Origin of the sequence: Roseateles microcysteis (genome assembly GCF_036880965.1) — a bacterium.
In the GTDB taxonomy this organism is placed as follows: Bacteria; Pseudomonadota; Gammaproteobacteria; order Burkholderiales; family Burkholderiaceae_C; genus JAUASW01.
The window spans coordinates 13,637-37,906 of record NZ_JBAJMV010000005.1 but is presented as its reverse complement, the minus strand read 5'-3'; the positions used below and the strand labels follow the sequence as shown (position 1 = coordinate 37,906).

At 66.1% G+C, this 24,270-nt stretch carries 29 protein-coding genes; 17 read left to right on the top strand and 12 right to left on the bottom strand.

What is annotated here, in order from left to right; genetic code table 11:
* Positions 1 to 12 precede the first annotated feature (12 nt).
* Positions 13 to 678 (bottom strand): histidine phosphatase family protein, encoded by a 666-nt coding sequence (locus V3596_RS14595; protein WP_334278503.1) that lies wholly within the window; start codon positions 676 to 678, stop codon positions 13 to 15.
* Positions 679 to 794: 116 nt separating this feature from the next.
* Here V3596_RS14595 and V3596_RS14590 point away from each other — a divergent pair, with 116 nt between their 5' ends.
* Positions 795 to 950, top strand: coding sequence for a hypothetical protein (locus V3596_RS14590; RefSeq protein WP_289253711.1), 156 nt, complete (start codon positions 795 to 797; stop codon positions 948 to 950).
* Positions 951 to 1,047: 97 nt separating this feature from the next.
* On the top strand, positions 1,048 to 2,715 hold the full coding sequence (locus V3596_RS14585; protein ID WP_334278502.1) for an NAD(P)/FAD-dependent oxidoreductase: 1,668 nt from the start codon (positions 1,048 to 1,050) through the stop codon (positions 2,713 to 2,715).
* A gap of 6 nt (positions 2,716 to 2,721) precedes the next feature.
* On the opposite strand, the gene V3596_RS14580 is transcribed toward V3596_RS14585, so the two are convergent.
* On the bottom strand, positions 2,722 to 3,276 hold the full coding sequence (locus tag V3596_RS14580) for a hypothetical protein (RefSeq protein WP_334278501.1): 555 nt from the start codon (positions 3,274 to 3,276) through the stop codon (positions 2,722 to 2,724).
* Between the two features lie 225 nt (positions 3,277 to 3,501).
* Between V3596_RS14580 and V3596_RS14575 the strand changes: the two genes are divergently transcribed.
* Entirely contained in the window at positions 3,502 to 4,803 is a 1,302-nt protein-coding gene (locus V3596_RS14575) for an endonuclease/exonuclease/phosphatase family protein (protein ID WP_334278500.1), read from the top strand.
* A gap of 7 nt (positions 4,804 to 4,810) precedes the next feature.
* On the opposite strand, the gene V3596_RS14570 is transcribed toward V3596_RS14575, so the two are convergent.
* Complete coding sequence (locus V3596_RS14570) at positions 4,811 to 5,641, bottom strand: response regulator (protein ID WP_334278499.1); 831 nt, start codon at positions 5,639 to 5,641, stop codon at positions 4,811 to 4,813.
* 90 nt (positions 5,642 to 5,731) lie between these two features.
* Here V3596_RS14570 and V3596_RS14565 point away from each other — a divergent pair, with 90 nt between their 5' ends.
* The 11 genes from V3596_RS14565 (at position 5,732) to V3596_RS14515 (ending at position 13,445) form a co-directional block, all read left to right on the top strand.
* A complete protein-coding gene (locus V3596_RS14565; RefSeq protein WP_334278498.1) occupies positions 5,732 to 6,034 on the top strand; it encodes an urease subunit gamma in 303 nt (100 codons plus the stop codon).
* Between the two features lie 17 nt (positions 6,035 to 6,051).
* Entirely contained in the window at positions 6,052 to 6,210 is a 159-nt protein-coding gene (locus V3596_RS14560; protein ID WP_334278497.1) for a hypothetical protein, read from the top strand.
* Between the two features lie 12 nt (positions 6,211 to 6,222).
* Positions 6,223 to 6,528, top strand: coding sequence for an urease subunit beta (locus tag V3596_RS14555; protein WP_334278496.1), 306 nt, complete (start codon positions 6,223 to 6,225; stop codon positions 6,526 to 6,528).
* A complete protein-coding gene (ureC, locus tag V3596_RS14550) occupies positions 6,525 to 8,246 on the top strand; it encodes an urease subunit alpha (RefSeq protein ID WP_334278495.1) in 1,722 nt (573 codons plus the stop codon). Before V3596_RS14555 ends, ureC begins: the two co-directional genes overlap by 4 nt.
* 51 nt (positions 8,247 to 8,297) lie before the next feature.
* Positions 8,298 to 8,783, top strand: a complete 486-nt coding sequence (locus tag V3596_RS14545) for a hypothetical protein (protein WP_334278494.1) — start codon at positions 8,298 to 8,300, stop codon at positions 8,781 to 8,783.
* Positions 8,784 to 8,943: 160 nt separating this feature from the next.
* Positions 8,944 to 9,510 (top strand): hypothetical protein, encoded by a 567-nt coding sequence (locus tag V3596_RS14540; protein ID WP_334278493.1) that lies wholly within the window; start codon positions 8,944 to 8,946, stop codon positions 9,508 to 9,510.
* Positions 9,507 to 9,974, top strand: a complete 468-nt coding sequence (locus V3596_RS14535) for a hypothetical protein (protein ID WP_334278492.1) — start codon at positions 9,507 to 9,509, stop codon at positions 9,972 to 9,974. The genes V3596_RS14540 and V3596_RS14535 overlap by 4 nt, the downstream gene beginning before the upstream one ends.
* 67 nt (positions 9,975 to 10,041) lie before the next feature.
* Positions 10,042 to 10,497: a GNAT family N-acetyltransferase gene (locus V3596_RS14530; RefSeq protein ID WP_334278491.1), complete on the top strand. Its 456-nt coding sequence runs from the start codon at positions 10,042 to 10,044 to the stop codon at positions 10,495 to 10,497.
* A gap of 112 nt (positions 10,498 to 10,609) precedes the next feature.
* Entirely contained in the window at positions 10,610 to 12,109 is a 1,500-nt protein-coding gene (locus tag V3596_RS14525; protein WP_334278490.1) for a hypothetical protein, read from the top strand.
* Between the two features lie 10 nt (positions 12,110 to 12,119).
* Positions 12,120 to 12,683 (top strand): urease accessory protein UreE, encoded by a 564-nt coding sequence (gene ureE, locus V3596_RS14520; protein ID WP_334278489.1) that lies wholly within the window; start codon positions 12,120 to 12,122, stop codon positions 12,681 to 12,683.
* 78 nt (positions 12,684 to 12,761) lie between these two features.
* Entirely contained in the window at positions 12,762 to 13,445 is a 684-nt protein-coding gene (locus tag V3596_RS14515) for an urease accessory protein UreF (protein ID WP_334278928.1), read from the top strand.
* Positions 13,446 to 13,462: 17 nt separating this feature from the next.
* On the opposite strand, the gene slmA is transcribed toward V3596_RS14515, so the two are convergent.
* The 3 genes from slmA to argB all read right to left on the bottom strand — a co-directional run bounded on the left by slmA (position 13,463) and on the right by argB (position 15,886).
* On the bottom strand, positions 13,463 to 14,119 hold the full coding sequence (slmA, locus tag V3596_RS14510) for a nucleoid occlusion factor SlmA (RefSeq protein ID WP_334278488.1): 657 nt from the start codon (positions 14,117 to 14,119) through the stop codon (positions 13,463 to 13,465).
* A 47-nt stretch (positions 14,120 to 14,166) separates the two neighbouring features.
* Positions 14,167 to 14,838: a response regulator transcription factor gene (locus tag V3596_RS14505; RefSeq protein WP_334278487.1), complete on the bottom strand. Its 672-nt coding sequence runs from the start codon at positions 14,836 to 14,838 to the stop codon at positions 14,167 to 14,169.
* Between the two features lie 121 nt (positions 14,839 to 14,959).
* Positions 14,960 to 15,886 (bottom strand): acetylglutamate kinase, encoded by a 927-nt coding sequence (gene argB, locus V3596_RS14500; RefSeq protein ID WP_334278486.1) that lies wholly within the window; start codon positions 15,884 to 15,886, stop codon positions 14,960 to 14,962.
* 65 nt (positions 15,887 to 15,951) lie between these two features.
* On the opposite strand from argB, the gene V3596_RS14495 reads away from it, so the two are divergent.
* From V3596_RS14495 to V3596_RS14485, 3 genes are all read left to right on the top strand, one after another.
* Complete coding sequence (locus tag V3596_RS14495) at positions 15,952 to 16,842, top strand: cation diffusion facilitator family transporter (protein WP_334278485.1); 891 nt, start codon at positions 15,952 to 15,954, stop codon at positions 16,840 to 16,842.
* A gap of 130 nt (positions 16,843 to 16,972) precedes the next feature.
* Entirely contained in the window at positions 16,973 to 17,413 is a 441-nt protein-coding gene (dtd, locus tag V3596_RS14490; protein WP_334278484.1) for a D-aminoacyl-tRNA deacylase, read from the top strand.
* Between the two features lie 107 nt (positions 17,414 to 17,520).
* Complete coding sequence (locus tag V3596_RS14485; protein ID WP_334278483.1) at positions 17,521 to 18,246, top strand: hypothetical protein; 726 nt, start codon at positions 17,521 to 17,523, stop codon at positions 18,244 to 18,246.
* Positions 18,247 to 18,274: 28 nt separating this feature from the next.
* On the opposite strand, the gene V3596_RS14480 is transcribed toward V3596_RS14485, so the two are convergent.
* From V3596_RS14480 to V3596_RS14455, 6 genes are all read right to left on the bottom strand, one after another.
* Positions 18,275 to 19,519 carry a phenylacetate--CoA ligase family protein gene (locus tag V3596_RS14480; protein WP_334278482.1) on the bottom strand — a complete coding sequence of 415 codons (1,245 nt, stop codon included), beginning with the start codon at positions 19,517 to 19,519 and terminating at the stop codon, positions 18,275 to 18,277.
* Positions 19,506 to 19,802, bottom strand: coding sequence for a hypothetical protein (locus tag V3596_RS14475; RefSeq protein WP_334278481.1), 297 nt, complete (start codon positions 19,800 to 19,802; stop codon positions 19,506 to 19,508). Before V3596_RS14475 ends, V3596_RS14480 begins: the two co-directional genes overlap by 14 nt.
* Positions 19,803 to 19,813: 11 nt before the next feature.
* On the bottom strand, positions 19,814 to 20,620 hold the full coding sequence (locus V3596_RS14470) for an ABC transporter ATP-binding protein (RefSeq protein WP_334278480.1): 807 nt from the start codon (positions 20,618 to 20,620) through the stop codon (positions 19,814 to 19,816).
* A 145-nt stretch (positions 20,621 to 20,765) separates the two neighbouring features.
* Positions 20,766 to 22,097 carry an ABC transporter substrate-binding protein gene (locus V3596_RS14465; RefSeq protein WP_334278479.1) on the bottom strand — a complete coding sequence of 444 codons (1,332 nt, stop codon included), beginning with the start codon at positions 22,095 to 22,097 and terminating at the stop codon, positions 20,766 to 20,768.
* 68 nt (positions 22,098 to 22,165) lie between these two features.
* Positions 22,166 to 23,230: a branched-chain amino acid ABC transporter permease gene (locus tag V3596_RS14460; RefSeq protein ID WP_334278478.1), complete on the bottom strand. Its 1,065-nt coding sequence runs from the start codon at positions 23,228 to 23,230 to the stop codon at positions 22,166 to 22,168.
* 99 nt (positions 23,231 to 23,329) lie between these two features.
* Positions 23,330 to 24,259 (bottom strand): branched-chain amino acid ABC transporter permease, encoded by a 930-nt coding sequence (locus V3596_RS14455; protein ID WP_334278477.1) that lies wholly within the window; start codon positions 24,257 to 24,259, stop codon positions 23,330 to 23,332.
* Positions 24,260 to 24,270: the final 11 nt, after the last annotated feature.

The following is a 24,270-nucleotide window of genomic DNA, read 5'->3' as shown; positions in this document are numbered from 1 at the left end:
CTGCCCCCTGTCCTAGGCGTAGGTGTGCAGGCCTGGTGCGTCGTCCAGATGCGCCAGGCTGTTGAAGCTCAGCAATGAATGCTTCCTGGGCGTGACGACGAATTCGCTGACAGCGCTGTTGCGGATGCGCAGGTTCAGCTCGATGACGGATTCCAGCGGCGCGGCCAGCACCTGGCCCACCGCCACCGAGATCGGCCCGCCGCTGGAAACGATCAGGACCTGCCCGCCGGCATGATGCTCGCGCACATGCGCGAGCGCGCCGGCCACACCCGCCGAGAACTCACTGAAGCCGGGCATGCCCAGCGGCTGCGATTCGCCCTTCATCCAGGCCAGCAGGCCGGTGCGCAAGAGCCGGAAATGGTTCTTCATCTCCTCGGCATCGCGCGGATGCTGAATATCTCCGGGCTGGATCGCACGCACGACGGCCTCGCTGTCGTATTCGTTCAGCCCCGGCCAGACCAGGGGCTCGGGCAGGCCGCCGATGCCCGCGGCAATCGCCTCCAAGCTTTGCGCATGGCGCTTGAGCGAGCCTCGCAGCACCGCATCGAAACGCTGGCCGCGGGCCTGCCAGTACGCACCCAGGCGACAGCATTGCTCCGCGCCCAAGGGGCTCAACTGGTCGTAATCAGCGGCGCCAAACGAGGCCTGGCCGTGGCGCACCAAATGCAGGGTTCCCATGGCGCAAATCATCGGGCTGGCGGGCCGCCAAGGCTGTCACCGCGGCGACCGGTTAGAATCCCGCCCCAGACCGGACCTTCCAGGGTCCGGCTTCGCTTTCACTCATCGGAGCCATCATGGGCAACAAGATCAAGACCGAAGCCGACCGCCGCGCCACCCCGCGCCTGGCCGGCACGCCGTCGCGCATGGGCGCCGGCCACCGCAGCAGCCTGGAGCGTGGTTCGCACACCCGCAGCAAAAAGAATCCGGGCAAGCGTCCTCATTCGGGTTGAATCCCGGGGCCGTCAGGCCCGCGCGCTGTACCTACAGGCCCGTGCCGTTTTCGGCAGGGGCCTGTACTATTTCTACCGTTCGAATTGAGCCATCGCCATGCTCCGCATCAACGAACTCCGCCTGCCGCTGAACCATGCCGAGGGCGAACTGCGCCCGGCCGTCGTCCAGCGACTGGGCATTGAAGACTCGGCCCTGAAGTCCTTCACCGTCTTCAAGCGCAGCTACGACGCGCGCAAGAAGAGCGCGATGCTGCTGATCTACACGGTGGATTGCGAGCTGGAAGATGAAGCGGCCGTGCTGGCCAGCCATCTTGGCGACCACCAGATCAAGCCGACGCCCGACACCAGCTACAAGTTCGTCGGCCATGCGCCGGCAGATTTCCATGCCGGCGAGCGGCCGCGGCCAGTGGTCATCGGCTTCGGACCCTGCGGCATCTTCGCGGCGCTGATCCTGGCGCAGATGGGCTTGCGGCCCATCGTGCTGGAGCGTGGCAAGCAGGTGCGCGAACGCACCAAGGACACCTGGGGCCTGTGGCGCGAGAAGCAGCTGAACCCCGAATCGAACGTGCAGTTCGGCGAGGGCGGCGCCGGCACGTTCTCCGATGGCAAGCTCTACAGCCAGATTTCCGACCCGCGCTTCCTGACCCGCAAGGTGCTGACCGAGTTCGTCAAGGCCGGCGCGCCGGAGGAAATCCTCTTCGTCAGCAAGCCCCATATTGGCACCTTCCGGCTGGTGTCGATGGTGATCAAGATGCGCGCCGACATCGAGGCGCTGGGCGGCGAGATCCGCTTCCAGCAGAAGGTCAGCGACCTGTTGATCGAGGAAGGCCCGCAAGGCAGGCACATCCGCGGCGTGATGCTGGAATCCGGCGAGCAGATCCGCAGCGACCATGTCGTGCTGGCGCTGGGCCACAGCGCCCGCGACACCTTCAAGATGCTGCATGAGCGCGGCGTCTACATGGAGGCCAAGCCCTTCTCGATCGGCTACCGGATCGAGCATCCGCAAAGCATCATCGACAAGGCACGCTTCGGCCCCAATGCCGGCAACGAGATCCTCGGCGCGGCCGACTACAAGCTGGTGCACCATGCCAAGAACGGCCGCTCGGTCTACAGCTTCTGCATGTGCCCCGGCGGAACGGTCGTGGCAGCCACCAGCGAACCCGAGCGCGTGGTGACCAACGGCATGAGCCAGTACTCCCGCAACGAGCGCAATGCCAATGCCGGCATCGTCGTGGGCCTGACGCCTGAAGACTATCGCCAGGACGGCAAGACCGACGGCAGCCTGGTGAACCCGCTGGACGGCATGGCCTTCCAGCGCATCTGGGAGTCGCGCGCCTATGAACTGGGCGAAGGCGGCTACCTGGCGCCGGGCTCGCTGGTGGGCGACTTCATCAAGCGCCAGCGCAGCAAGGCCTTCGGCTCGGTCGAGCCCTCCTACAAGCCAGGCGTCACGCTCACCGACCTGCAGCAAAAGGGCCGCGGCAGCCTGCCGGCCTATGCGCTGGAGGCGATCCGCGAGGCGCTGCCTGCCTTCGGTCGCCAGATCCGCGGCTTCGACATGGCGGACGCAGTCCTGACCGGCGTCGAGACCCGCACCTCGTCGCCGCTGCGCATCACGCGCGGCAAGGACTACCAGAGCCTGAATGTGAAGGGCCTCTACCCGGCCGGTGAAGGCGCGGGCTACGCAGGCGGCATCATGTCAGCTGGCGTGGATGGCATCGAAGTGGCCGAGGCCCTGGGCCGCGCCATGCTGGCGCAGGGCTGAGCGAGCTCAGCTCGACGAACCCGGCGACCGGGGCACCGGCCCCAGCGCGGTGGCCGGCTTGAAAGCCTGGCTGCGGCGCGAGCGGACCGGCGGGTGGCGCCGCATGTAGCGCGCCACGGCAAACACTGCCAGGCTCAGGCCGGCAAAAGCCGCCAGCGTGTTCTGGACTCCCCACAGAGGCGCCTGGCTGGAGCGGAACAGCATGTAGGTCACCGGCACCTCGTAGCCGGGCGGCTTGAGCGAAAACATCATCACGCCGGCCAGCAAGGTGCCCGCAGCGGCGACCATGGTGCCACCCACGCACCAGGCGGTGTGCGGCGTACGTGCACCACCCCAGGGCCGCACCGTCAGCCAGGCCCAGACCAGGCAGATCAGGAAAACCGGCAGCGCGAATATGAAGGCCTCCGCCACCCGCACCTCGGCACTGCCGCGGGAGCCGAACATGCTTGTCCAGCTGTGCGGAACACCGATGGAGCCCAGGTACTGCCCCAGCATCATCGCGGCAAGGTACAGGCCTGCGCCCGAAACAAAGGAGAAAAAACGCCGACCGCTGCGCCGCATGATGAATACCGTCCCTGTATTGCTGCTGAGCTATTGCCCCATTCTGACCGGCGCGCCTGCGAAATGAGCCCGTACTCCCCCTGAGACGGGCGGTGGCAAAACCCGCATGCAGGCCGCGATCGTGAAAAAGTGCAAAGTCCGCCGCACTCCCGATTGCGCAAACGGCGAAGGCATGCGCAGCCGCTACCATCGCGCGGCCGCAGTACCAACCCCATCGGATCCCTCATGAAGTACCCCCTGCTCTCCTCCCTGGCCGCCACGCTGCTGGCCATCACCGCCACCACGCCCGCGGCCGCCCAGGCCGTGCGCGTCGCCAGCTGGAACCTCGGCTGGCATGTCTCCACCGCCGAACTGCCCGCCTGGCTGGCCCAATGCGGCAAGTCCTATCAGAAGAGCGCAAGCGATGGCGTCTGGCGCGTCGTGCCCGAGGGCACGGCCGGCGCCACGGTGGGCTGGTTCATCAAGGAGTCGCGCTCCCAGCTGGAAGGCGTGGACCTGTCGAAGATGCCGCCCTGCGGCGTCTATGAAGGCGCAGACCGGACCAAGCTGGCGGTGACGCCCGGCGCCTGGGCCGAGCGCAACCGGCAGATCGCCCAGGTCCTCGAGAAGGACGTGCGGGCCGACGTGATTGCCTTCCAGGAAGTTTCTGGCGTGGCTGCGGTGCGCGAGGCGCTGGGTGCGGCTTCGGACCGCTTCAATGTCTGCTCGTTCGAGCCGCGCTTCAAGGTCCAGCGCCTGGCCTTTGCCTGGCGCAAGGAGCTTGGTGCGGGCGAATGCCGAACCGAGGACGCGATGACGCTGCCGACCGTGGCCGACAAGGACCAGGTCCGCCCAGGCCTCGTGCTGACCTTGAAGACCGGCGACAAGCGCACCAGCTTCATGACCGTGCACCTGAAGTCCAGCTGCGTGAGCCCGCTGGACGGCCGTGGCCGCCTGGACCAGGACCGCACGAACGAGCGCTTTACCGACCCCTGCCCGGTCCTGCAGCAGCAGGTCGCACCGATCGAAGCCGCGGTCGAGAAGCTGGCGGCCGGCGCCGATCAGTTCATCGTGCTGGGCGACTTCAACCGCAACCTCTGGCATGAAGCCAATGAGCTGGAAGGCGCCAAGGCCGTGCGCAGCGATGGCTCGACCGACCTCGCCAAGCCGCTGCCGGCCGGCGTGAAGACGCAAAGCCTCTACAAGGAAGTATTCGACGGCGAGCCGGCCAACACCCGTGCCAGCCTGGTCTCGCTGGAATGCAAGCTCGACGCCAAGCTGGCCGGGCTGTGCGAACGCTCCAAGACCGAGGCCTTGAAGCGCGACGAGATGGCGCCGCTGGGCGATGCCTCAGGCCTGGGCTGCCGCAATGCCATCGGCCTGGACCACTTCGTCGTCGCCGAGAAGCTCAAGGCCAAGGTGAGTGGCGCTCAGAAAGTGGGCATCGGCGCGCTGGGTCAGAGCGCAGTGGCACTGGCCGGCAAGACCGACCCGGTCCTGGGCGCTTCGGACCATTGCCCCATCGTGATGAGTGTGGACCTGCGCTGAAGCAGGTTCAGGGAGTCGCAGCGGGCTTGGGGGTCGATTCTTCGGCTGGTTCGTGCAGGACGATCAGCCACTGACCCTCGCCCAAGGCATCGGGGTCCACCGCATGCAGCGAGAAGCTCAAACGCCTCTCGCTGCGGGCCACCAGGGCGGCGGTGCTCGGCCGTGAGTCCGGCCGCAATTGAGGCAGCACGGTCAGCTCGCCCGGCTCGGCGCCCACCCGGCGCCGCAGCACTTCACGGTGCATCCACAGCAGCAGCTCCGGCGGCAGCCGGCCGCGCTCGAAATGACCGCCGCTGAAGAACTCGGCCATCAGCGTGCGGGCCAGCGCCGTCTGCCAGACACACCAGCCGTCGGTCTCGCGCACTGCCATGCTGGCGTGACCAAAGGCATCGAGTGCGCTGCGTGGCTTTGAGGGCGCGCGGCGCAGGTGCGCCGCCAGCCGCAGCAGCAGCTCGCGCGGACGCACCGGCGCCAGCAGGCAATCACTGGCACCGGCCTTCATGGCAGAGGCCGGCATGCCTTCGACGCCCGCCAGGCACAGCACCAGGATGGGCACCGTCAAACCAGCCTCGCGCAGGCGCGCAAGCAGGCCCAGGTGCTTGGGCTCGGGCGCATCCAGAAGAATCAGATCCGGCGCTTCCAGCTCGGGCGGCAGCGGCAGCCTGGGCGGCAGCACAACAACGCCGTAGCCGGACTCCTCCATTGCATCGGCATGCGCCGCCCAGGCTTGCGGCAAGGCACTCAGCAAGAGAATGCGCTCGCCATGGGCGCTCACCAGCGGCGCGCTGGGCAGCAGCGGCGCCAGGCTGGGGTCGTCGAGATCGGGTGTGCTGGGCATTGAACAGTTATCGGGCATCGCAACACCTGATTGCAAGGGGCGTGCCGTACTGCCTAAGCTCGCTGGCATCGAATGTGCGAAGGACCGTGCATGGAACTGACCCCGCGCGAGAAGGACAAGCTGCTGATCTTCACCGCCGCCCTGCTGGCCGAGCGTCGCCAGGCCCGCGGGCTCAAGCTCAATTACCCCGAGGCTGTGGCCCTGATCAGCGCAGCCATCATGGAAGGCGCGCGCGACGGCAAGAGCGTGGCCCAGCTGATGAGCGAGGGCAAGACCATCCTCGGCAAGGCCGACGTGATGGAGGGCGTGGCCGAAATGATTCCCGAAATCCAGGTCGAAGCGACCTTCCCGGATGGCACCAAATTGGTGACCGTGCACCAACCCATTGCATGAGGCCCGAGACCCGCACCATGAAAGCCCTGTTGCCAGCACTCCTCCTTCTCCCTTGGTATGCCCTTGCCCATGAAGGTCACGGGCAGGAGAGCATCAGCCACTGGCATGCCACCGACCTGCTGCTGCCACTGGCCCTGGCCGCTGGCCTGCTGTGGTACCTGAAGAAGCGCAAGTAAGGATCGGCCGAGATGATTCCTGGCGAACTGTTCACCGACGGCCCGGACCTGGCGCTAAACCCTGTCCGGCGCACACTCCAGTTGACCGTGGAGAACAGCGGCGACCGCCCGATCCAGGTCGGCTCGCACTACCACTTCGCCGAAACCAACGGCGCCCTGCGCTTCGACCGTGCGGCGGCGCATGGCATGCGGCTCAACATCGCCTCCGGCACGGCCGTGCGCTTCGAGCCGGGCCAGCAACGCACGGTGGAGCTGGTGTCGTACTCGGGCTACCGGCGGGTGTTCGGCTTCCGTGGGCTGGTGCAAGGCGAGCTATGAGCACGATCAACAGGCGAGCCTATGCCGAGCAGTTCGGCCCGACAGTTGGTGACCGGGTGCGCCTGGCCGACACCGAGCTGATCATCGAGGTTGAGCAAGACCTGACCCTGCGCGCCGGAGGCTACGGCGAGGAAGTGAAGTTCGGCGGCGGCAAGACCATCCGCGACGGCATGGGCCAGTCGCAGCAGCCCAATGGGCCGCTTGCCAGCGACGCGGTCGACTGCGTGATCACCAATGCCTTGATCATCGACCACTGGGGCATCGTCAAGGCCGACATCGGCCTGCGCGGCAGCCGCATCGCGGCCATCGGCAAGGCCGGCAATCCGGACGTGCAGCCGGGCGTGGACATCGTCATCGGCCCCGGCACCGAGGTGATCGCCGCCGAAGGCCTGATCGTCACGGCCGGCGCCATCGACACCCACATCCACTTCATCTGCCCGCAGCAGATCGAAGAAGCCCTGATGAGCGGCACCACCACGATGATGGGTGGCGGCACCGGCCCGGCCACGGGCACCTTCGCCACCACCTGCACGCCGGGCCCCGAGAACATCAAGCGAATGCTGCAGGCTGCCGAGGCCTTCCCGATGAACCTCGGCTTCTTCGGCAAGGGCAATGCCAGCCAGCCGCAAGGCTTGCGGCAACAGGTCGAGGCCGGCGCGGTGGGCTTGAAGCTGCATGAAGACTGGGGCACGACGCCGGCCGCCATCGATTGCTGCCTCTCGGTGGCTGAGGAATCCGACGTCCAGGTGGCCCTGCATTCCGACACGCTCAACGAAAGCGGCTTCGTCGAAGACACCATCGCCGCCTTCAAGGGCCGCACCATCCACAGCTTCCATACCGAAGGCGCCGGCGGCGGCCATGCGCCCGACATCATGAAGGTGGTGGGCGAAGCCAATGTGCTGCCCTCCTCCACCAATCCGACGCGGCCCTACACGGTCAACACGCTGGACGAGCATCTGGACATGCTAATGGTCTGCCATCACCTTGATGCCTCCATCGCCGAAGACCTGGCCTTTGCCGAGAGCCGCATCCGCCGCGAGACCATCGCCGCCGAAGACATCCTGCACGACCTCGGCGCGATCTCGATGTTCAGCTCCGACTCGCAAGCCATGGGCCGCGTGGGCGAAGTGACGATCCGCTGCTGGCAGACCGCGCACAAGATGAAGGTGCAGCGCGGGCCCCTGCCTGGAGATAGCGAGCGCCACGACAACGCTCGCGTCAAGCGCTTTATCGCCAAGCTGGCGATCAACCCGGCGCTGACGCATGGCATCGCGCACGAGGTGGGTTCGATCGAGGCCGGCAAATGGGCCGACCTCGTGTTCTGGCGGCCGGCCTTCTTCGGCGTCAAGCCGGGCCTCGTGCTCAAGGGCGGCTTCATCGCTGCGGCCGCGATGGGCGACCCGAACGCCAGCATTCCGACGCCGCAGCCGGTGCACTACCGTCCGATGTTCGGCAGCTTCGGCGGCGCCTTGTCGGCCGGCTCCTTGAGCTTTGTCTCGCAGAGCGGGCTTGCAGCGGCGCAGGGCTATGGCTTGAAGAAGTCGCTGTCGGTTGTCAAGGGCTGCCGCACGGTCAAGAAGACCGACATGGTCCACAACGCCTATCTGCCGCGCATGGAGATCGATGCGCAGACCTACGAGGTCAGGGCCGATGGGCAATTGCTGACCTGCGAGCCCGCCACCGTGCTGCCGATGGCGCAGCGCTATTTCCTGTTCTGAATTGCGCTGCGGCCATCCGCCGCATGCAGAACGCGTGATAGAACGGCGGCCATGCGCCCCATCCTGCTTCTGCTGCCAGCCGCCCTGGCTCTCTCGGCCTGCGCGCCCTGGCCCCATCAGGTCCAGCTGCGACCCGAGATCAGGGGCCAGGTGTTGGCCTTGCCGGGGCAAGGCGTCGAGCTGTTCCTGTCCACCCAGCCGGCGCACAGCAAGCCATGCGAAGCAGCGGGCGAGCCGGTAGCGCTATCGTCCGAAGGGCGATTCAGCTTGCCGCGGCGCTGGCGCATGGAGTTGTTCTATGCGTTCCTGGTGCCGCCCGAGCTGCAGATGAGCCTGACAGGCCTGTGCCTGCGCCGCGCCGGACAGCCCGCCGAGCTTGCCGCCCTGATCGGACAGCGGGGCGACCGAGCCGGCCGCGAGGTGGTGGTTCGCTGCGACCTCCGTGGCGAGCCGCCACGCTCCCGCGGCAATGCACAGGCCCAGCTACTCGGTCAGAACCCGGCGATCTGCAGCGCAGAGGATGCGACAAAGCCATGAGCACTGCCCGCACCGAGCCCTGCCTAGCCGGTTTCAGCCACGGGTTTTCTCTGCTCCTAACGCCAAAACCACATGGAATGATCTGGCACTCATGAAGAACTGTCGACTCTGCCTCTGGATCAGCGCTTTCGGCACAGCAGCGGGTGTGTTCGTTGGCAGCATGTTTCTCGGAGCGAAGGGGCAGGAACCATCAACGGCGGAACCCATAGCCGCTGCTGTTGGCAAGGCTGCGGAGGCCAGCCTCAATGCATCGGCCGCTCCGGCAGACAGCAACTCTGGGCTGGCTGTTCTCGCCTCTGCGGCCAGCCAGCACCCGCCTCGAGTGCCCCCACCCGGCAGCACCAACAGTGGCTTGGTTGAGACCTTGCGCGCCGGCGCCGCCCAGGTGCTGGTGCAGGACCATCTGAGCCCGCATCAGATCGGCGTTCGGGAGCTTGCATGTCAGGAAAGCAGCTGCCAGGTCGCTTTCCAGTTGCCGCCCTTTGTGGACGCCTCGGTGCGGCACGACAGCAAGGTCGCCAGCGATCTCTTGGAAGCGCTGCGTGGCGAGTACGGCAAGCACGGAGCCCAGGTTGGCCTGACCCGGCTCGAACATACAAGAGAGGGCATGGCCATTGCCTTCAAGGTCGATGCAGCTACTGAGAAGGGGCGCTATCTGAGCGATTCAGAAATCGCCAGGCTCCGTGCCGAAACCATCCAGGCCTACCTGGCATCGCAGAAAAAATGAGAGCGATGCTCGCTTGGGTGATGGCGGGATTTTTCTTGGGCGTGCCGGGCGCTGCGGCATTTCCGGTGGCTGGGAAAATCACCCTCGACGATGTGGCAGCCCACGGCCTCATCCCGACGCAGCCAACGCCAGACAAAGCCGGCCGATGGGCATCCACGCCCTACTTCAAGCTGTATTCGGAGGGTCGCCTGGTGTTTGCAGGCTTGTCCGCCGATGCGCGGCAGATGGCCAGTACGGCGACCGGAAAGAAGCAAGCCAGGATTCACGGCGACGTCAAACCGCGGTCGCTCGCCAGTGAGATGGCCACCTTGAAGATCAAGCGCGCAGGGACGGGTGCAAGAGTACTCGTCGTGTACGTGTCGGATCCCTGCCCACCCTGCGACAGCTTGATTGCCGGCGCCGTCAGCAGCCTGCAGCCACTGGGCTCGGGCGCCATCGAGCAGCTTCGAGTTGTCGTGCACTAGGGCAAATCGTCAAGGTCTGGCACGGCCCCTGCTTGCACGAAGACAAGGCAACAAGCTTTCCAAGCAAATGAAAATCCGCATCGACGACCTGCGTGGTCCTGAAATCCACGCCCTGCTCGAGGAGCACCTGCGCCACATGCATGAACTCTCGCCGCCCGAGAGCGTGCATGCGCTGGACCTGGACAAGCTGCGCCAGCCCGAGATCACCTTCTGGACGATCTGGGAGGGCGAGCAGCTGCTGGGTTGCGGCGCACTCAAGCAGTTGTCGCCCACCGAGGGGGAGATCAAGTCCATGCGCACGCCGACGGCCTTGCGCGGCAAGGGTGCGGCGCGTGCCATCCTGAACCACATCCTCGAGCAAGCCCGCGCCAGGGGCCTCACGCGGCTGAGCCTGGAAACCGGCAGTCAGCCCGAGTTCGAGCCGGCCCGCAGGCTCTATGCCAGCGCAGGCTTCAAGTTTTGCGGGCCTTTTGCCGACTATGCAGAGGACCCGTACAGCGCCTTCATGACCCGTCAGCTCTGAAACAGGGGCGCTGAACGGCCGTCTTTGCGGGATCCGGGGCTTTTTCAGCCCGGATAATGGTGGCCGACCCCTCCCAACAACACAGCGACGAGGCAGCGCAGTCCCGCACAGCATGGAGCGATTGACCGAGCAGATCGTGGCCTGGCACAACAGGCATCCGCTGGCCAAGCGGATCAGCGCCTTTGATGTGCACACGGTTGGCGTGATCGCCCTGCCCTTCATGCGGCAGAACCGGCGCCCGCCCCTGCCGGTGGAGCCGGTGCTGACCGAAGAGGTCGATCCGCTGCACAACGCCGAGACCCGTGATGCGCTGATCGAAGGGGCGGGCGACGAAGAGGACGAGGACGGCGGCAACGAGCCCGGCGCCTTCAGCCGCTTCGAGACCGACAGCGCGCCCCGTGCGCCCCGCGGCCCGGCCTGGCTGCAGCCCTTGCAGAACCTGTGGTTCCGGATGCGCCGCCAGCGCTGGGGCAACCATTGGCAATGGCCGGTCTTCAGCGAGGAAATGATTCCCGGCCTGAGCGCCGCCAGCGTGGCCCGCTTTGCCCTGGACTATGGCTACAACGAGGCGCCAGGCGACCCGCACTGGCCGCGCCGCACCGCCGCGGTGGACGAATCCTATGTGGCCAAGGGCTCGGCCAAGCACCGCGGTGGCGCCTGGCCGTTCGAACTCTTCCTGGTCAGCGCCGGTATCGACGCCGGCGCCTCACGAACGCGGGTGCTGATCGGCCAGGGTGGCGGTCGCAGCCTGATGCTTTGCGGCCGGCGCTGCATCAGCCCGGTGCGCAGCGCCATCGCGGCACTTCTGCTGCTGGGCGGCATGGCCTGGGCCGGCTGGAGCTGGATGCATCCGGCGGGCGAAGCCCATGTGGCCGCTGAGCCTGCCTCGGCACCCGCCGCCGCTGCCAGCAAGCCAGTGCCTGCTCCTGTTGCATCGGCCCCATCGGCCGCACCGCCCCCATCGGCAGCATCAGCTGCGGGAGATCTTGCTTCGGCCCCCACCGCGGCCGTCACCGCCCCGGTATCGGTGGCCTCTGCACCGACACCGGCGCCCGCTGCCAGCTCGGTGATGAACAACCCCGGCAATGCCGTGCCAGCCTCTGAATTGCCCGACCAGGCAAGCGGCCCGCAACCCGACATCCGCCCGCGCCTGGTCACGGTCAATCGCGCCGCCAGCGCGCCGCCGCTGCGCGTTTCCGGCGGGGCCAGCGCCCCGGCACCCGCCGCCGCCACGGCGCCGGACAAGGCTGACAAGAAGGATCCGAAGGCGCAAGGCAAGGCCGAGGTCAAGGCTGAAACAAGGAACGAGCCCAGGACAGAAGCCAAGGCCGAGCCCAAGGTGGCCCCGGTGGTGCCGCCACTGAGCAGCAAGCCAGTGGCCCTGGTGGGCCCGCCCAGCGCCAAGCGCACCGACGCCGAGGCCTATCTCGCCCGCATGAAGGACATGCTGACCGGCGTTACCCGGCAACCCGACGCGCTGCAATTCCAGGTGATCGACACGCCCGCCGGCTTCGTGCCCACCATCTGGCCTTTCGCGACCCGCGAGCAGGCGCAGCTGATCAATGCGACCATGATCGCCCGCGGCATGAAGACCCGTGCCGTCGATTTCTGAAACGACTTCCATGCTGACCATCAACAAGCTGATTCCCCGTGGCCAGGGCCTGGCCGCCGCCCTGCTCAAGCGGGCACCCGAAGTGGTGCTGGATTGGGACACGCGCCAGAAGAGCCGCTTCGATGCCCGCGACAGCCAGGAGCGGGTGCTCGCCGTCTTCCTGCCGCGCGGCAGCACGGTGCGCGGCGGCGATGTGCTGGTGGCCGAAGACGGCTCGTTCCTGCGCGTGGTCGCTGCCGAGCAGGCACTGCTGGAAGTGCGCGCCTGCGCCGAGCACGGCTCGCCCTTCGACCTGATGCGCGCCGCCTACCACCTGGGCAACCGGCATGTGCAACTGGAGCTGCAGAAGGACCGGCTGTTGCTGGAACCCGACCATGTGCTGGCCGACATGCTGAGGCAGATGCACCTGGAGGTCGCCGAGGTGAAGGCCGCTTTCGAGCCCGAGGCTGGCGCCTACGGTGGCGAAGGCCAGGGCCACCAACACGGCCACGGTCATGCCCATGCCGCGCCCAAGCCCATAGGCATCAAGATTGCCGCCGCGCCACATGTGCACGGTCCGGGCTGCAAGCACTGAGCTGGGACCGAGTCCAGTGCCTGCGCACTTGACGACGCCCAGCGAAGGCCAGGCCGCCTGCCTGCGGCCGGCATGAGCATGGAAGCCCGGGCTTGGCTGCAACTACTGCAGCTGGCATCGCCGGCGCTGCCGGTGGGCGGCTTCAGCTACTCGGAAGGGCTGGAAGCGGCGGTCGATGCCGGCCAGGTCATTGACGAATCCAGCGCACAGGCCTGGCTGCTTGATCAACTGCGATTGACACAGGCGCGTGCCGATTTCAGCGTCTGCGCCGCCGCGTTCGAGGCCTGGGCCAATGCCGATCTGACGCGCATCACGGCCTTGAACGACTGGGTGCTGCAGACCCGCGAAAGCCGCGAACTGCGCCTGCAGGCCGAGCAGATGGGGCGCTCGCTGGCCGAATGGCTGCGGCACAAGCCGGATGCCGATGCGGCGCTGCTGCAGGCATTGTCTGCATTGAAGCCGGCGCCGACCTGGCCGGTAGCCTTCGCGCTGGCCGCGCAGCAGACCGGGGCGCCCCTGCGCGAAGCCCTGCTGGCTCACGCCTTTGCCTGGGCGGAAAACATGGTGGCCGCCGCCATCAAGGCCGTGCCGCTGGGCCAGGTGGCCGGGCAGCGCATGCTGCATACGCTGGGTGAAGCGATACCGGCCGCCGTCGATGGCGCCCTGGCTTTGATGGATGGGGATCGACAGGCCTTCGCGCCGATGCTGGCCATCCTGTCTGCGCAGCACGAGGCGCAGTATTCGCGCCTGTTCCGTTCCTGACCGCTCTGAAAACGGCTTCAGCCGCCGAGCATGCGCAGCGCGGCTTCCAGCTGCTCGGTCGGCTCGCGCTTGAAGCCCGAGCGGGCATAGCGCTGCAGGCGGCCGATCACGAAGCTGACCAGCACCGAAGCCTGGGCATTGGCCGCCACCGTCGGCGTGGCCGAGCCGGCTTCTTCGGCGGCCTGGCGCAGGCATTGGCGCATCGAAGACTCGATGCGGTCGAAGAACTGGTTCATGCGCGCGACCAGGCGCTCGTTCTCGTAGACCAGTGCGTCGCCCACCATCACGCGGGACATGCCGGGGTTGCGCTCGCCGAACTGCAGCAGCACCGAGACGATCTTCTGCGCCTGGGCAAGACCCGACCCTTCGCGCTCGGTGATCTGGTTCACAAGGGTGAAGATGCTGCTTTCGATGAACTCGATCAGCCCTTCGAACATCTGCGCCTTGCTGGCGAAATGCCGGTACAGCGCGGCCTCGCTCACTTCCAGCCGGGCTGCGAGTGCGGCCGTGGTGACACGGTCTGCCCCCGGCTGTTCCAGCATGCTGGCCAGGGTTTGCAGGATCTGCGTCCGGCGCTCGCCCGGCTTGGGCCGGCGGCGCGGCTGGGCTTCAGCGGCCGCGGGCACAGTGCCATCACCGTGGGGGGGGCTGGGGAGTGGGCTGGCGTCGGACATTGCGGACGATTCTTGCACAGCCCGGTGTCAGTCCTGGCGAGCTTCTATCAATCGCGCAGCCAGCCCAGGCGGCGCGCTTCGTAGATCGCCTCGACCTTGCTGCGCACCTGCAGCTTGCGGTAGGTGCGCTTCACATAGGTCATGACGGTGTGCGGCGAGACCTGCATGAACTGGGCGATCTCGTCGAAGGTGAAGCCCTTGGCCGCCAGATGCAGCACGCGCGACTCCTGCTCGGAGAGCGCCACCGCCGCTTCGTCGCCCTGCGGCAGGGCCGAGCTGGAGAGGTGCGGTGCCGATGGCGCCAGGCGCATCAGCAGGCGGCGAGCAATCACCGGGCTGATCGGGCTGCCGCCGGCGCGCAGCGAGCGCAATTGCGTGGGCAGTTCCAGCGCCAGCGCGTCCTTCAGCAGGTAGCCGGTGGCGCCGGCCTCGATGCTGGACAGCACATGCTGCTCGTCACCAAAGACCGAGATCACCATCACGTCGCAATCGGGATGGGTGGCGGCGGCATGGCGTATCAATTCGATACCGCTGCCGCCGGGCAGGTCCAGGTCGACCAGCAGCACGTCGGGCCGGTGCAGGTCAAAGAGCTGGCGGCCGCTGGGCAGGTCTTGCGCAATGCCCAACAACTGGATGTCTTCGCTGCCAGCCAGCGCATGGGTGAAGGCGTCTCTGAAACGGACCTGGTCTTCAACAATCAGCAGCGAAAAACGGGACATGGGGACGGAGCTTCCAGGGAAACAGCGATTCTCGGCAGCAAGTGACTGGACACAATGCGCATCCACCCGGAGAAATTGCCCAGCCCCCCAGTTTGAAGTGAGGGGTTAACCGGGGGTGATCTCAATGAGATCGGATCATCGTCCCGTAGGCCTGGTCACTGAGGATCTCAAGCAACATGGCGTGGGGCACGCGGCCATCGATGATGTGGACCGCATTGACGCCGCTCTTGGCCGCATCGATCGCGCCGGCAATCTTGGGGATCATGCCGCCGCTGATTGTGCCGTCAGCCACCAGCTCATCGATGCGGCGCGGCGTCAGCTCGGTCATCAGCTCGCCGGCCTTGTCCAGCACGCCGCGGATATTGGTCAGCATCAGGAGCTTCTCGGCGCGCAGCACCGTGGCCAGCTTGGCAGCCACGACGTCAGCATTGATGTTGTAGCTCTCGTTGTTCTCGCCGAAGCCGATCGGGCTGATGACGGGAATGAACTGGTCGTCCTGCAGTGCCTTCACCACGCTGGGGTCGATGGAAACGATGTCGCCGACCTGGCCCACATCGTGTTCCTTGTTGGGGTCGTCCTTGTCGACGATCTTGAGCTTCTTGGCGCGGATCATGGCGCCATCGCGGCCGGTCAGGCCCACGGCCTTGCCGCCGGCGGCGTTGATCAGGCCCACCACGTCCTGCTGCACTTCGCCGCCCAGCACCCATTCGACGACGCTCATGGTCTCGGCGTCGGTCACGCGCATGCCTTGCACGAAGTGGCCCTTCTTACCGAGCTTGTTCAGCGCGTCCTCGATCTGCGGCCCGCCGCCATGCACCACCACCGGGTTCAGGCCTACGAGCTTCAGGAGCACCACGTCCTCGGCAAAATCCTGCTGCAGGGCCGGGTCGGTCATGGCATTGCCGCCGTACTTGATGACGATGGTCTTGCCGTGGAACTTGCGGATATAGGGCAGCGCCTGCGACAGGATCTCGGCCTTCTCGCGCGGCGCGATATGGGACACATCGGTGGCGTGGGCACCCAGCGAGGTATTGGGCTCGTTTTTCATGGCGGCAACGGGGAAAGCTGAGGGTTCGCAAAGATTGTAGGCGGGCGCCAGCGACAATCGCCGCCATGCAAGTAAGCGCCTATCTGAAGCTGTCGGTGGCCGTCGCCCTGCTCACCATCGCCCTGAAGACAGCGGCCTGGTGGTGGACCGACTCGGTCAGCCTGGCGGCCGACGCGCTGGAGTCCCTGGTCAACCTGGCCGGGGCAATGTTTGCACTGGCCATGGTCACGGTGGCGGCGCGGCCGCCTGATGATGACCATCCCTTTGGCCACCACAAGGCCGAGTTCTTCTCCAGCGGCTTCGAGGGCGTGCTGATCATCGCCGCCGCGCTGGGCATCCTGTGGGCCGCAGGCCACCGCTTCTTTGACCCGCAGCCGGTCCAGTCCCTCGGCCTGGGGCTGGGGCTGGCCGTTGTCAGCTCGGTCATCAATGGCGCACTGGCCTGGGCCATGCTGCGCAAGGCCCGGGAGCATCGCTCGATGGCGCTGGAGGCCGATGCCCGCCATCTGTTCACCGATGTCTGGACCTCGGCCGGTGTCGTGGCGGGCCTGCTGGGCGTGATGCTCACCGGCTGGTTGTGGCTGGACCCGCTGCTGGCCGTGCTGGTGGCCCTGAACATCCTGCGCGAAGGCGCTGCGCTGGTCTGGCGCAGCTCACAAGGCCTGATGGACGAGGCGCTGGACGCCGAATCCCTGGCCCGCATCGACGCGGTTCTGGAGGACTTTCGCCATCACACGGTGCGCTTCGACCACCTGGTCAGCCGCAGCGCCGGCCAGCGCCGATTCGTGGACCTTCACATGCATATGCCGAGCGACTGGACGCTGGGCCGCGCCGCCGCCGTGCGGGCCTCGGTGGAGCAGGCCCTGATGAGTGCCGTGCCCGGTCTGCGCGCCACCATACAGCTGTTGCCGATGGATGTGGAAGCCCACTTCGACGACCCCAAGGACTTGATATGACCCACCCCCGAGGCGCTTCGCGCTCCCCCTCAAGGGGGCGCACCCAATGGCCCGGCAAAGCCGGATCCATGGGTGCCGCTTGGCTCGACCCGGCCCCTGCCACCCGCATCTCTCCCAAAGGGAACCAGCATTGATTGGACTGATTCAACGCGTACGCGAAGCCCGCGTCGATGTGGCCGGCACCACCATCGGCAGCATCGGCCCGGGCCTCTTGCTGCTGCTCTGCGCCGAGCCGACCGATACCGAAGCCCTGGCCGAGAAGATGATCGACAAGGTGCTGAAGCTGCGCATCTTCTCTGACGAGGCCGGCAAGATGAACCGCAGCGTGCAGGACGTGGGCGGTGGCCTGCTCATCGTTTCGCAGTTCACGCTGGCCGCCGACGCCAGCAGCGGCAACCGGCCAAGCTTCACAGGCGCCGCACGGCCCGAGCTGGGCCGTCATCTTTATGAGCATGCGCTGGCCTGTGCGGGCCGGCTGCACCCGGACGTGCAGAGCGGCGAGTTCGGGGCCGACATGCAGGTGAGCCTGGTCAACGACGGGCCGGTGACGATTCCCTTGCGCATGAGCTGAGCTGCTCGGCCTGTCGGGCCCATCTGCAGTCTGTCGAATATCGCTGCGAAGCCTTGTGGAGCATCGGCACAATCGCGCCGTTATCAATCCACAGAGGCAGGAGAACCATGAGCAAGACAGCAAGCTTCCTGAGCGGCGCCGCCGCCAGCGCCACGGCCATCATCGCCATCACCCTGCTGACCGGCGCCAAGGCACCGCCGGCCAAGTTCGAGGAGATCGACGTGGGCCGGATCAATGTGCGCGAGCCCGATGGCACGCTGCGCATGGTGATCTCGAACAAGGCGCAGTACCCCGGCGACTTCCAGCAGGGCAAGGAGGGGGCGCGCCCGGACCGTGCCGACAAGGCCGGCATGCTGTTCATCAATGATGAGGGCACCGAGAACGGAGGCTTCATCCAGAAGGGCTTCGTCGGCCCCGATGGCAAGGTCAACGCCGGCCTGAGCCTGACCTTCGACCGCTTCCGTCAGGACCAGGTGATCCAGCTGCTGCATGCCGAGCAGGGCGGCACGGCCACCAGCACGCTGGTCATCAACGATGAGGCCGACGGTCTGCAGATGGACGTCAAGCAGCGCAGCGCGCGCATGGCCGAGATCCGCAAGATGGATCCTGAGGCTCGCAAGGCCGCCATCCAGGACCTGCGCGACAAGGGCCTGCTGGCCGCCAATCGCGTGCGCCTGGGCACCACGCCCGGCAAGTCCTCGGCCCTGATGCTCAGCGATGCCAAGGGCCAGCCGCGCATGCTGCTGATGGTCACGCCCGAGGGCAAGCCCAGCATCCAGATGTTCGACGACAAGGGGCAGCCCGCGAAGACCATCGACCTCGAGTCGAAGTGAACGCCGGGCGCGGCACTGCGGCGCTCAGTCAGTCGAACTTGCGCAGGTCCTCGATCACGCGCCCATCGTTGGGCAGGCTGCCCGGCGCCATCAGCTGCACGTCGCCGCGCAGCTTGGTGATGTCGCGCAGCGCCTCGGTGACCCGAGTGGCCAGGCCTTCGGCGGCTTCGGCCACTTCGAGCTTGAGCGTCATGCGGTCGCTGGCCATCTCGCCTTCAACCACCAGGCGGCCGCGCTTCGCCTCGGGGAAGCGGCGCAAGAGCTCGGCAATCTGCGAGGCATGGACGAACATGCCCTTGACCTTGGCGCTCTGGTCGGCCCGGCCCATCCAGCCCTTGATGCGCTGGTTGGTCCGGCCCGTGGGGCAAGCGCCCGGCAGGATGGCCGAGAGGTCGCCGGTGCCGAAACGGATCAGCGGATAGTCGGGGTTCAAGGTGGTGACGACCAGTTCGCCCACCTCACCTTCGGGCACGGGGTCGCCGGTGCCGGGGCGGACGATCTCGACGATCACACCTTCGTCGATCACCAGGCCTTCGCGGGCCGAGGTTTCATAGGCGATCAAGCCGATGTCGGCCGTGGCATAGCACTGGTAGCCCTGCACGCCACGCTCGATCAGCCAGTCGCGCAGCGAAGCCGGGAAGGCCTCGCCGCTGACCATGGCCTTGCGGATGGACAGGGCCTGGCCCTCGCTCTTGTCCAGCATGATCTTCAGGAAGCTGGGCGTGCCCACATAGCCTTGCGGCCGAAGTTCATGGATGGCCTGCAGCTGCAATTCGGTGTTGCCGACACCACCGGGAAAGACGGTGCAGCCCAGCGCATGGGCGCCTGTTTCCATCATCGAGCCGGCCGGCGTCAGGTGGTAGGAAAAGCTGTTGTGCAAGAGCTCGCCGGCCTGAAAGCCTGCGGCATGCATGGCACGCGCCATGCGCCAGTAGTCGGCACGCGAACCTTCGGGTTCATAAAGCGTGCCAGGTGACTGGAACACGCGCCGCGCCGGGCCCCAGCCGATGGCCGAGAAGCCGCCAAACGGGTTGCCCCCAGCGAGTCTGGCGTGCTGCTGGCGGGCCAGCAACTCATGCTTGCGGGTCACCGGCAGGGCAGCGAGCGCGGCACGGCTGTCGACCCGATCGGGCGCCGCTGCCAACAGCTCGGCAAAGGCATCGGTACAGGCACGCGCATGACGGACCTGCCCGGCCAGCGCCTGCATCAGGGCTGCTTCGCGCGCCGCCGGTTCGCGCGTCTCCAGCGCGTCGTAGAACTTACTCGTCGCCATTGCTCCACCCCGCCAGGCTTTTTTTCACCAAGGCCACGAAATCGCGCAGCTGGCTGCTGTCCTTCAGCAATTTCTCGTTCCATTCCGGCGTGCGCGAAGGACGCTTGACCAGGGCGACTCGCAACTGCGTGCCGTCAACGGCGGCCCGGGCCATCACCATGCCTTTGCGCTCGAAGCGCCCTTCCCGCTCGGCCAGCCCGAGCTCGCGCAGATCGCGCTTCAGCCGCTGCAATGCTTCGTCCGGCTTGAACGGCGGTGGTGCGAAGAAGTCTCCATCGCTCATGCGGTACTCCTTCAGGCCAACCAGCGCTTGCGGCGCTTGTAGCTCTTCACGTCCTTGAAGCTCTTGCGGTCGCCACCGCCGACGCCGAGGTAGAACTCCTTGACGTCCTCGTTCTCGCGCAAGGCCCGGGCCTCGCCGTCCATCACGACGCGGCCGCTCTCCAGGATGTAGCCGTAGTCGGCATAGCGCAGCGCCATGTTGGTGTTCTGCTCGGCCAGCAGAAAGGTCGTGCCTTCCTTGCTGTTCAGGTCCTTGACGATCTCGAACACCTCTTCAACGATCTGCGGCGCCAGGCCCATCGAAGGCTCATCCAGCAAGACCATCTTGGGGTTGGCCATCAGGGCGCGGCCGATGGCGCACATTTGCTGCTCGCCGCCGGAGGTGTAGGCGGCCTGCGAAGTGCGGCGGGTCTTCAGGCGGGGAAAGTAGTTGTAGACCTTTTCCAGCGTCGCGTTCACTGCAGCCTTGCCGTCCTTGCGGGTGTAGGCGCCGGTCATCAGGTTTTCTTCGATGCTGAGGTGGGCGAAGCAGTGGCGCCCTTCCATCACCTGGATCACGCCGCGATTGACCATCTCGGCGGTGGAGAGCTTCTCGATGCGCTCGCCGCGCAGTTCGATCGAGCCCTTGGTGACCTCGCCACGTTCACCGGCCAGGAGGTTGGACACGGCGCGCAGCGTCGTCGTCTTGCCCGCGCCATTGCCGCCCAGCAGCGCGACGATGCCGCCCTCGGGCACCTGCAAGGACACGCCCTTCAACACCAGGATCACATGGTTGTAGATGACCTCGATGCCGTTGACGTTCAGAAGAATATTGCTCATACGCGGCCTTTGACTCAGGCGAACACCGCTCGCGATGTTCGACAGAGGACTCCTCCGAGGAAGTCCCCCTCCCCTCGGGGGAGGGGACAGGGGTGGGGTTGCTGCGCCCCGCCTCCTTGGGGGGCGGGGATGGGGTGGGAGCGGATCAGCTCTGGCAATCTTCGGGAGTGCGGCGCGTCAACTTCTTTTCGGCCGCATACTTCTCCGCCGTCGCCTTCACCATCGGCTTGATGATCTGTTCATCGGCCTGGTACCAGTCGCCAACGAAGTTCCACTTCTTGCCGTCCCAGGTGTGGACGCGCGCCCAGCTGGAGCCCATGTGGTCAGCGCACGAGGTGGACACCGGGCGCATCACGCCGGCCAGGCCCAGGGCATCGAGCTTCTTCTGGTCGAGCGCCAGGTTCTCAAGGCCCCAGCGCACCTGCTCGCCGTTCATGACCTTGCCCTTGCCGAAGCGCTCCTGCGCGCGCTTGACGCCTTCGACACCCAGCATCGCCGACAAGAGGCCGCGCATATAGAGCACCTGGCCGACTTCGTCCTTCGGGCCCGTGCCGTTGTTCTTGCCATGCAGCTCCTTCAGGATGTCCTGCACCACCTTGGCCTGCGGCTCGGCGCCATGCTGGATGGTCACGGCGCTGTAGCCCTTGGCGCCATCGCCGACATCCTTCACATCAGGCTCGGCGCCGGCCCACCAGACGCCGTACATCTTCTCGCGCGGATAACCGGTCGCCTGCGCTTCCTTCAGCGCGGTGGAGTTCATCACGCCCCAGCCCCAGAGGAAGACATAGTCGGGCCGGCTCTGCCGCACCTGCAGCCAGGTGGCTTTTTGTTCGACGCCGGGCGCCGTCACCGGCAGCAGCTGCAGCTCGAAGCCATGCAGCTTGCTGCGCTCCTGCAGCAGAGGGATAGGCTCCTTGCCGTAAGGGCTGTCGTGATAGACCAGGGCGACCTTCTTGCCCTTCATCTTGTCCCAGCCACCCTCCTTCTTGGCCACATGCTGCAGCAACACGTCGGCCGCGACCCAGTAGGTGCCCAGGAGCGGGAAGTTCCACTTGAAGATGCCGCCGTCCTGGCTTTCGCTGCGGCCGTAGCCGGCGGTGATCAGGGGAATCTTGTCGCCGGGCGCCTTCTCGGTCAGGGCAAAGGTGGCGCCGGTGGAAAGCGGCTGGAACAAGGTCGCGCCCTTGCCCTTCAGCCGCTCATAGCACTCCACCGAACGGTCGGTGGCATAGCCTGTCTCGCATTCCTCGTAGGTGATCTTGACGCCGTTCATGCCACCCTTGGCATTCACCAGCTTGAGGTAATCCACATAGCCATTGGCCCAGGGCGTTCCGTTGGGCGCGTAGGCGCCCGTGCGGTAGACAAGTACCGGGAAGAACTGCTCCTTGGCCTGGGCCAGGGCATCGGTAGCCACAGTGGCCAGGCCGGCGGCGGCGACCGCGGCCATCAGGGCCAGGGACTTGAGTCGTGTCGTCATCTTGCTGTCTCCGGTTGTGCGTGCTCGTGGCGCGCTTTGTGGTTTCAAGAAGGAAGGTAGGTAGGCACTCAGTGCGGGAAGGGCCACAGCCGCAGCTTCTCTTTCGCGGTGGACCAGAGCCGCGCTATCCCATGCGGCTCCTTGATCAGGAAGAACACGATCAGCGCGCCGAAGACCATGAACTCCAGGTGGGAGGAGGTTTCAGTGGCAATCGGGATGCCCAGCCAGTGCGGCAACTGGCTCAGCAGAATCGGCAGGATGATGATGAAGGCCGCGCCGAAAAAGGCCCCCATCACGGAGCCCAGCCCCCCGATGATGACCATGAAGAGCAGCTGGAACGAGCGGTCGATCGAGAAGGCCGCCGGCTCCCAGGAACCGAGGTGCACAAAGCCCCAGAGCGCGCCGGCCACGCCGACGATGAAGCTGCTGACCGCAAAGGCGCTGAGCTTGGCGTAGACCGGGCGGATGCCGATCACACTGGCGGCCACATCCATGTCGCGCATCGCCATCCATTCGCGGCCGATGGCCGAGCGCACCAGGTTCTTGGTCAGCGTGGCGAACACGACGACGAAGACTAGGCAGAACAGATACTTCTGCACTGGCGACTCGACGGAAAAGCCAAAGACCTGCAGATTGGAGACCGAGACATTGCCCGAGGCCGAGTTGTTCGTGAACCAGGAGATGCGCAGAAAGGCCCAGTCGCAGAAGAACTGCGCGGCCAGCGTCGCGACGGCGAGATAAAGGCCCTTGATGCGCAAGGAGGGCACGCCAAAGAACACGCCGACCACGGTCGATGCCAGCCCGCCCAACAGGAGCGAGGCGATCAGCGGCATGCCTTCGATGCGGACCTGGAAGTTGTAGGCCGCATAGGCGCCCACGGCCATGAAGGCACCGGTGCCCAGCGAGATCTGCCCGCAATAGCCCACCAGCACGTTCAGGCCCAGGGCCGCCAGCGAGAGGATCAGGAAGGGAATCAGGATCGCGCGGAACAGGTATTCCGAGGCAAAGGCCGGGACCACCACAAAGGCCAGCAGCAGGATCAGCGCGATCGCAACCTGGTCCTGGCGGATCGGAAAGACCGCGTTGTCCGCGCGGTAGGAGGTCTTGAACTGGCCGTTCTCACGGTAAAGCATGCTCGTCCTTATCCATGATCTTTTAGTTCCGGCCGCGCCTGTCGGCGCTTAACTTGGACAAGTCCAAGTTAGCCTGCTCTGAAAAATCATTGCTCGCGTTCATACGCGATCAATGATTTTTTCCCCGAAGAGACCTTGCGGCCTCACCAGGAGGAATCCCAACGCCAACACATATGCAAACCAGATCTCGATGCCACCGCCCAACATCGGGCCAAGGTAGACCTCCGAGACCTTCTCGCCCACGCCGATCACCAGGCCGCCGATGATGGCGCCCGGCACCGAAGTCAGGCCGCCAAGAATCACCACCGGCAGCGCCTTCAAGGCCACCAGCGAGAGCGAGAACTGCACGCCCAGCTTGCTGCCCCAGATGATGCCGGCCACGAGAGCCACGAAACCGGCCACGCTCCAGACGATGACCCAGATGCGCGAGAGCGGAATGCCGATGGACTGCGCGGCCTGATGGTCGTCTGCCACGGCGCGCAGGGCGCGGCCTGTCGCGGTCTTCTGGAAGAACAGCGCAAGCAGCGCGACCAGCACCGCAGCAATCAGCGCTGCATACAGGTCTTCCTTGTTGACCAGCACGCCGCCTTCAAAGGTCTTTTCGAACAGGAAGACCGGATCCTTGGGCATGCCCACGTCGATCTTGTAGATGTCGCTGCCGAACAGGCTCTGGCCCAGGCCTTCCAGGAAGTAGGTGATCCCGAGCGTGGCCATCAAGAGCGTGATGCCTTCCTGATTCACCAGCTTGCCGAGCACGAGACGCTCGACGCACCAGGCCACAGCCACCATCACCAGGCAAGCGCCGACGAAGGCCAGGATGTTGGCCAGGATGGCGTTGTCAAAGCCGAGCAGCTTCGGAATCCATTCCGCGAAGCGAGCCATGGCCAGCGCAGCGAACAGCACCATCGCGCCCTGCGCGAAATTGAAGACGCCCGAGGCCTTGAAGATCAGGACGAAGCCCAGCGCGATCAGCGAATACAGCATGCCCGTCATCAGGCCGCCGAAGACTGTTTCAATAAGGAATCCCATATCAGTGCGCC

What these genes read in the sequence shown, in the direction of transcription:
- slmA (WP_334278488.1), bottom strand. Translation starts at nt 14,119, where the DNA reads ATGTCCGACGCCAGCCCACTCCCCAGCCCCCCCCACGGTGATGGCACT.
- V3596_RS14465 (WP_334278479.1), bottom strand. Translation starts at nt 22,097, where the DNA reads ATGACGACACGACTCAAGTCCCTGGCCCTGATGGCCGCGGTCGCCGCC.
- ureE (WP_334278489.1), top strand. Translation starts at nt 12,120, where the DNA reads ATGCTGACCATCAACAAGCTGATTCCCCGTGGCCAGGGCCTGGCCGCC.
- V3596_RS14570 (WP_334278499.1), bottom strand. Translation starts at nt 5,641, where the DNA reads ATGCCCAGCACACCCGATCTCGACGACCCCAGCCTGGCGCCGCTGCTG.
- V3596_RS14555 (WP_334278496.1), top strand. Translation starts at nt 6,223, where the DNA reads ATGATTCCTGGCGAACTGTTCACCGACGGCCCGGACCTGGCGCTAAAC.
- V3596_RS14535 (WP_334278492.1), top strand. Translation starts at nt 9,507, where the DNA reads ATGAGAGCGATGCTCGCTTGGGTGATGGCGGGATTTTTCTTGGGCGTG.
- V3596_RS14470 (WP_334278480.1), bottom strand. Translation starts at nt 20,620, where the DNA reads ATGAGCAATATTCTTCTGAACGTCAACGGCATCGAGGTCATCTACAAC.
- V3596_RS14580 (WP_334278501.1), bottom strand. Translation starts at nt 3,276, where the DNA reads ATGCGGCGCAGCGGTCGGCGTTTTTTCTCCTTTGTTTCGGGCGCAGGC.
- V3596_RS14540 (WP_334278493.1), top strand. Translation starts at nt 8,944, where the DNA reads ATGTTTCTCGGAGCGAAGGGGCAGGAACCATCAACGGCGGAACCCATA.
- V3596_RS14575 (WP_334278500.1), top strand. Translation starts at nt 3,502, where the DNA reads ATGAAGTACCCCCTGCTCTCCTCCCTGGCCGCCACGCTGCTGGCCATC.
- V3596_RS14585 (WP_334278502.1), top strand. Translation starts at nt 1,048, where the DNA reads ATGCTCCGCATCAACGAACTCCGCCTGCCGCTGAACCATGCCGAGGGC.
- V3596_RS14480 (WP_334278482.1), bottom strand. Translation starts at nt 19,519, where the DNA reads ATGGCGACGAGTAAGTTCTACGACGCGCTGGAGACGCGCGAACCGGCG.
- V3596_RS14460 (WP_334278478.1), bottom strand. Translation starts at nt 23,230, where the DNA reads ATGCTTTACCGTGAGAACGGCCAGTTCAAGACCTCCTACCGCGCGGAC.
- V3596_RS14495 (WP_334278485.1), top strand. Translation starts at nt 15,952, where the DNA reads ATGCAAGTAAGCGCCTATCTGAAGCTGTCGGTGGCCGTCGCCCTGCTC.
- argB (WP_334278486.1), bottom strand. Translation starts at nt 15,886, where the DNA reads ATGAAAAACGAGCCCAATACCTCGCTGGGTGCCCACGCCACCGATGTG.
- V3596_RS14455 (WP_334278477.1), bottom strand. Translation starts at nt 24,259, where the DNA reads ATGGGATTCCTTATTGAAACAGTCTTCGGCGGCCTGATGACGGGCATG.
- V3596_RS14475 (WP_334278481.1), bottom strand. Translation starts at nt 19,802, where the DNA reads ATGAGCGATGGAGACTTCTTCGCACCACCGCCGTTCAAGCCGGACGAA.
- V3596_RS14590 (WP_289253711.1), top strand. Translation starts at nt 795, where the DNA reads ATGGGCAACAAGATCAAGACCGAAGCCGACCGCCGCGCCACCCCGCGC.
- V3596_RS14565 (WP_334278498.1), top strand. Translation starts at nt 5,732, where the DNA reads ATGGAACTGACCCCGCGCGAGAAGGACAAGCTGCTGATCTTCACCGCC.
- V3596_RS14485 (WP_334278483.1), top strand. Translation starts at nt 17,521, where the DNA reads ATGAGCAAGACAGCAAGCTTCCTGAGCGGCGCCGCCGCCAGCGCCACG.
- V3596_RS14530 (WP_334278491.1), top strand. Translation starts at nt 10,042, where the DNA reads ATGAAAATCCGCATCGACGACCTGCGTGGTCCTGAAATCCACGCCCTG.
- V3596_RS14515 (WP_334278928.1), top strand. Translation starts at nt 12,762, where the DNA reads ATGGAAGCCCGGGCTTGGCTGCAACTACTGCAGCTGGCATCGCCGGCG.
- V3596_RS14560 (WP_334278497.1), top strand. Translation starts at nt 6,052, where the DNA reads ATGAAAGCCCTGTTGCCAGCACTCCTCCTTCTCCCTTGGTATGCCCTT.
- V3596_RS14545 (WP_334278494.1), top strand. Translation starts at nt 8,298, where the DNA reads ATGCGCCCCATCCTGCTTCTGCTGCCAGCCGCCCTGGCTCTCTCGGCC.
- V3596_RS14525 (WP_334278490.1), top strand. Translation starts at nt 10,610, where the DNA reads ATGGAGCGATTGACCGAGCAGATCGTGGCCTGGCACAACAGGCATCCG.
- V3596_RS14505 (WP_334278487.1), bottom strand. Translation starts at nt 14,838, where the DNA reads ATGTCCCGTTTTTCGCTGCTGATTGTTGAAGACCAGGTCCGTTTCAGA.
- ureC (WP_334278495.1), top strand. Translation starts at nt 6,525, where the DNA reads ATGAGCACGATCAACAGGCGAGCCTATGCCGAGCAGTTCGGCCCGACA.
- V3596_RS14595 (WP_334278503.1), bottom strand. Translation starts at nt 678, where the DNA reads ATGGGAACCCTGCATTTGGTGCGCCACGGCCAGGCCTCGTTTGGCGCC.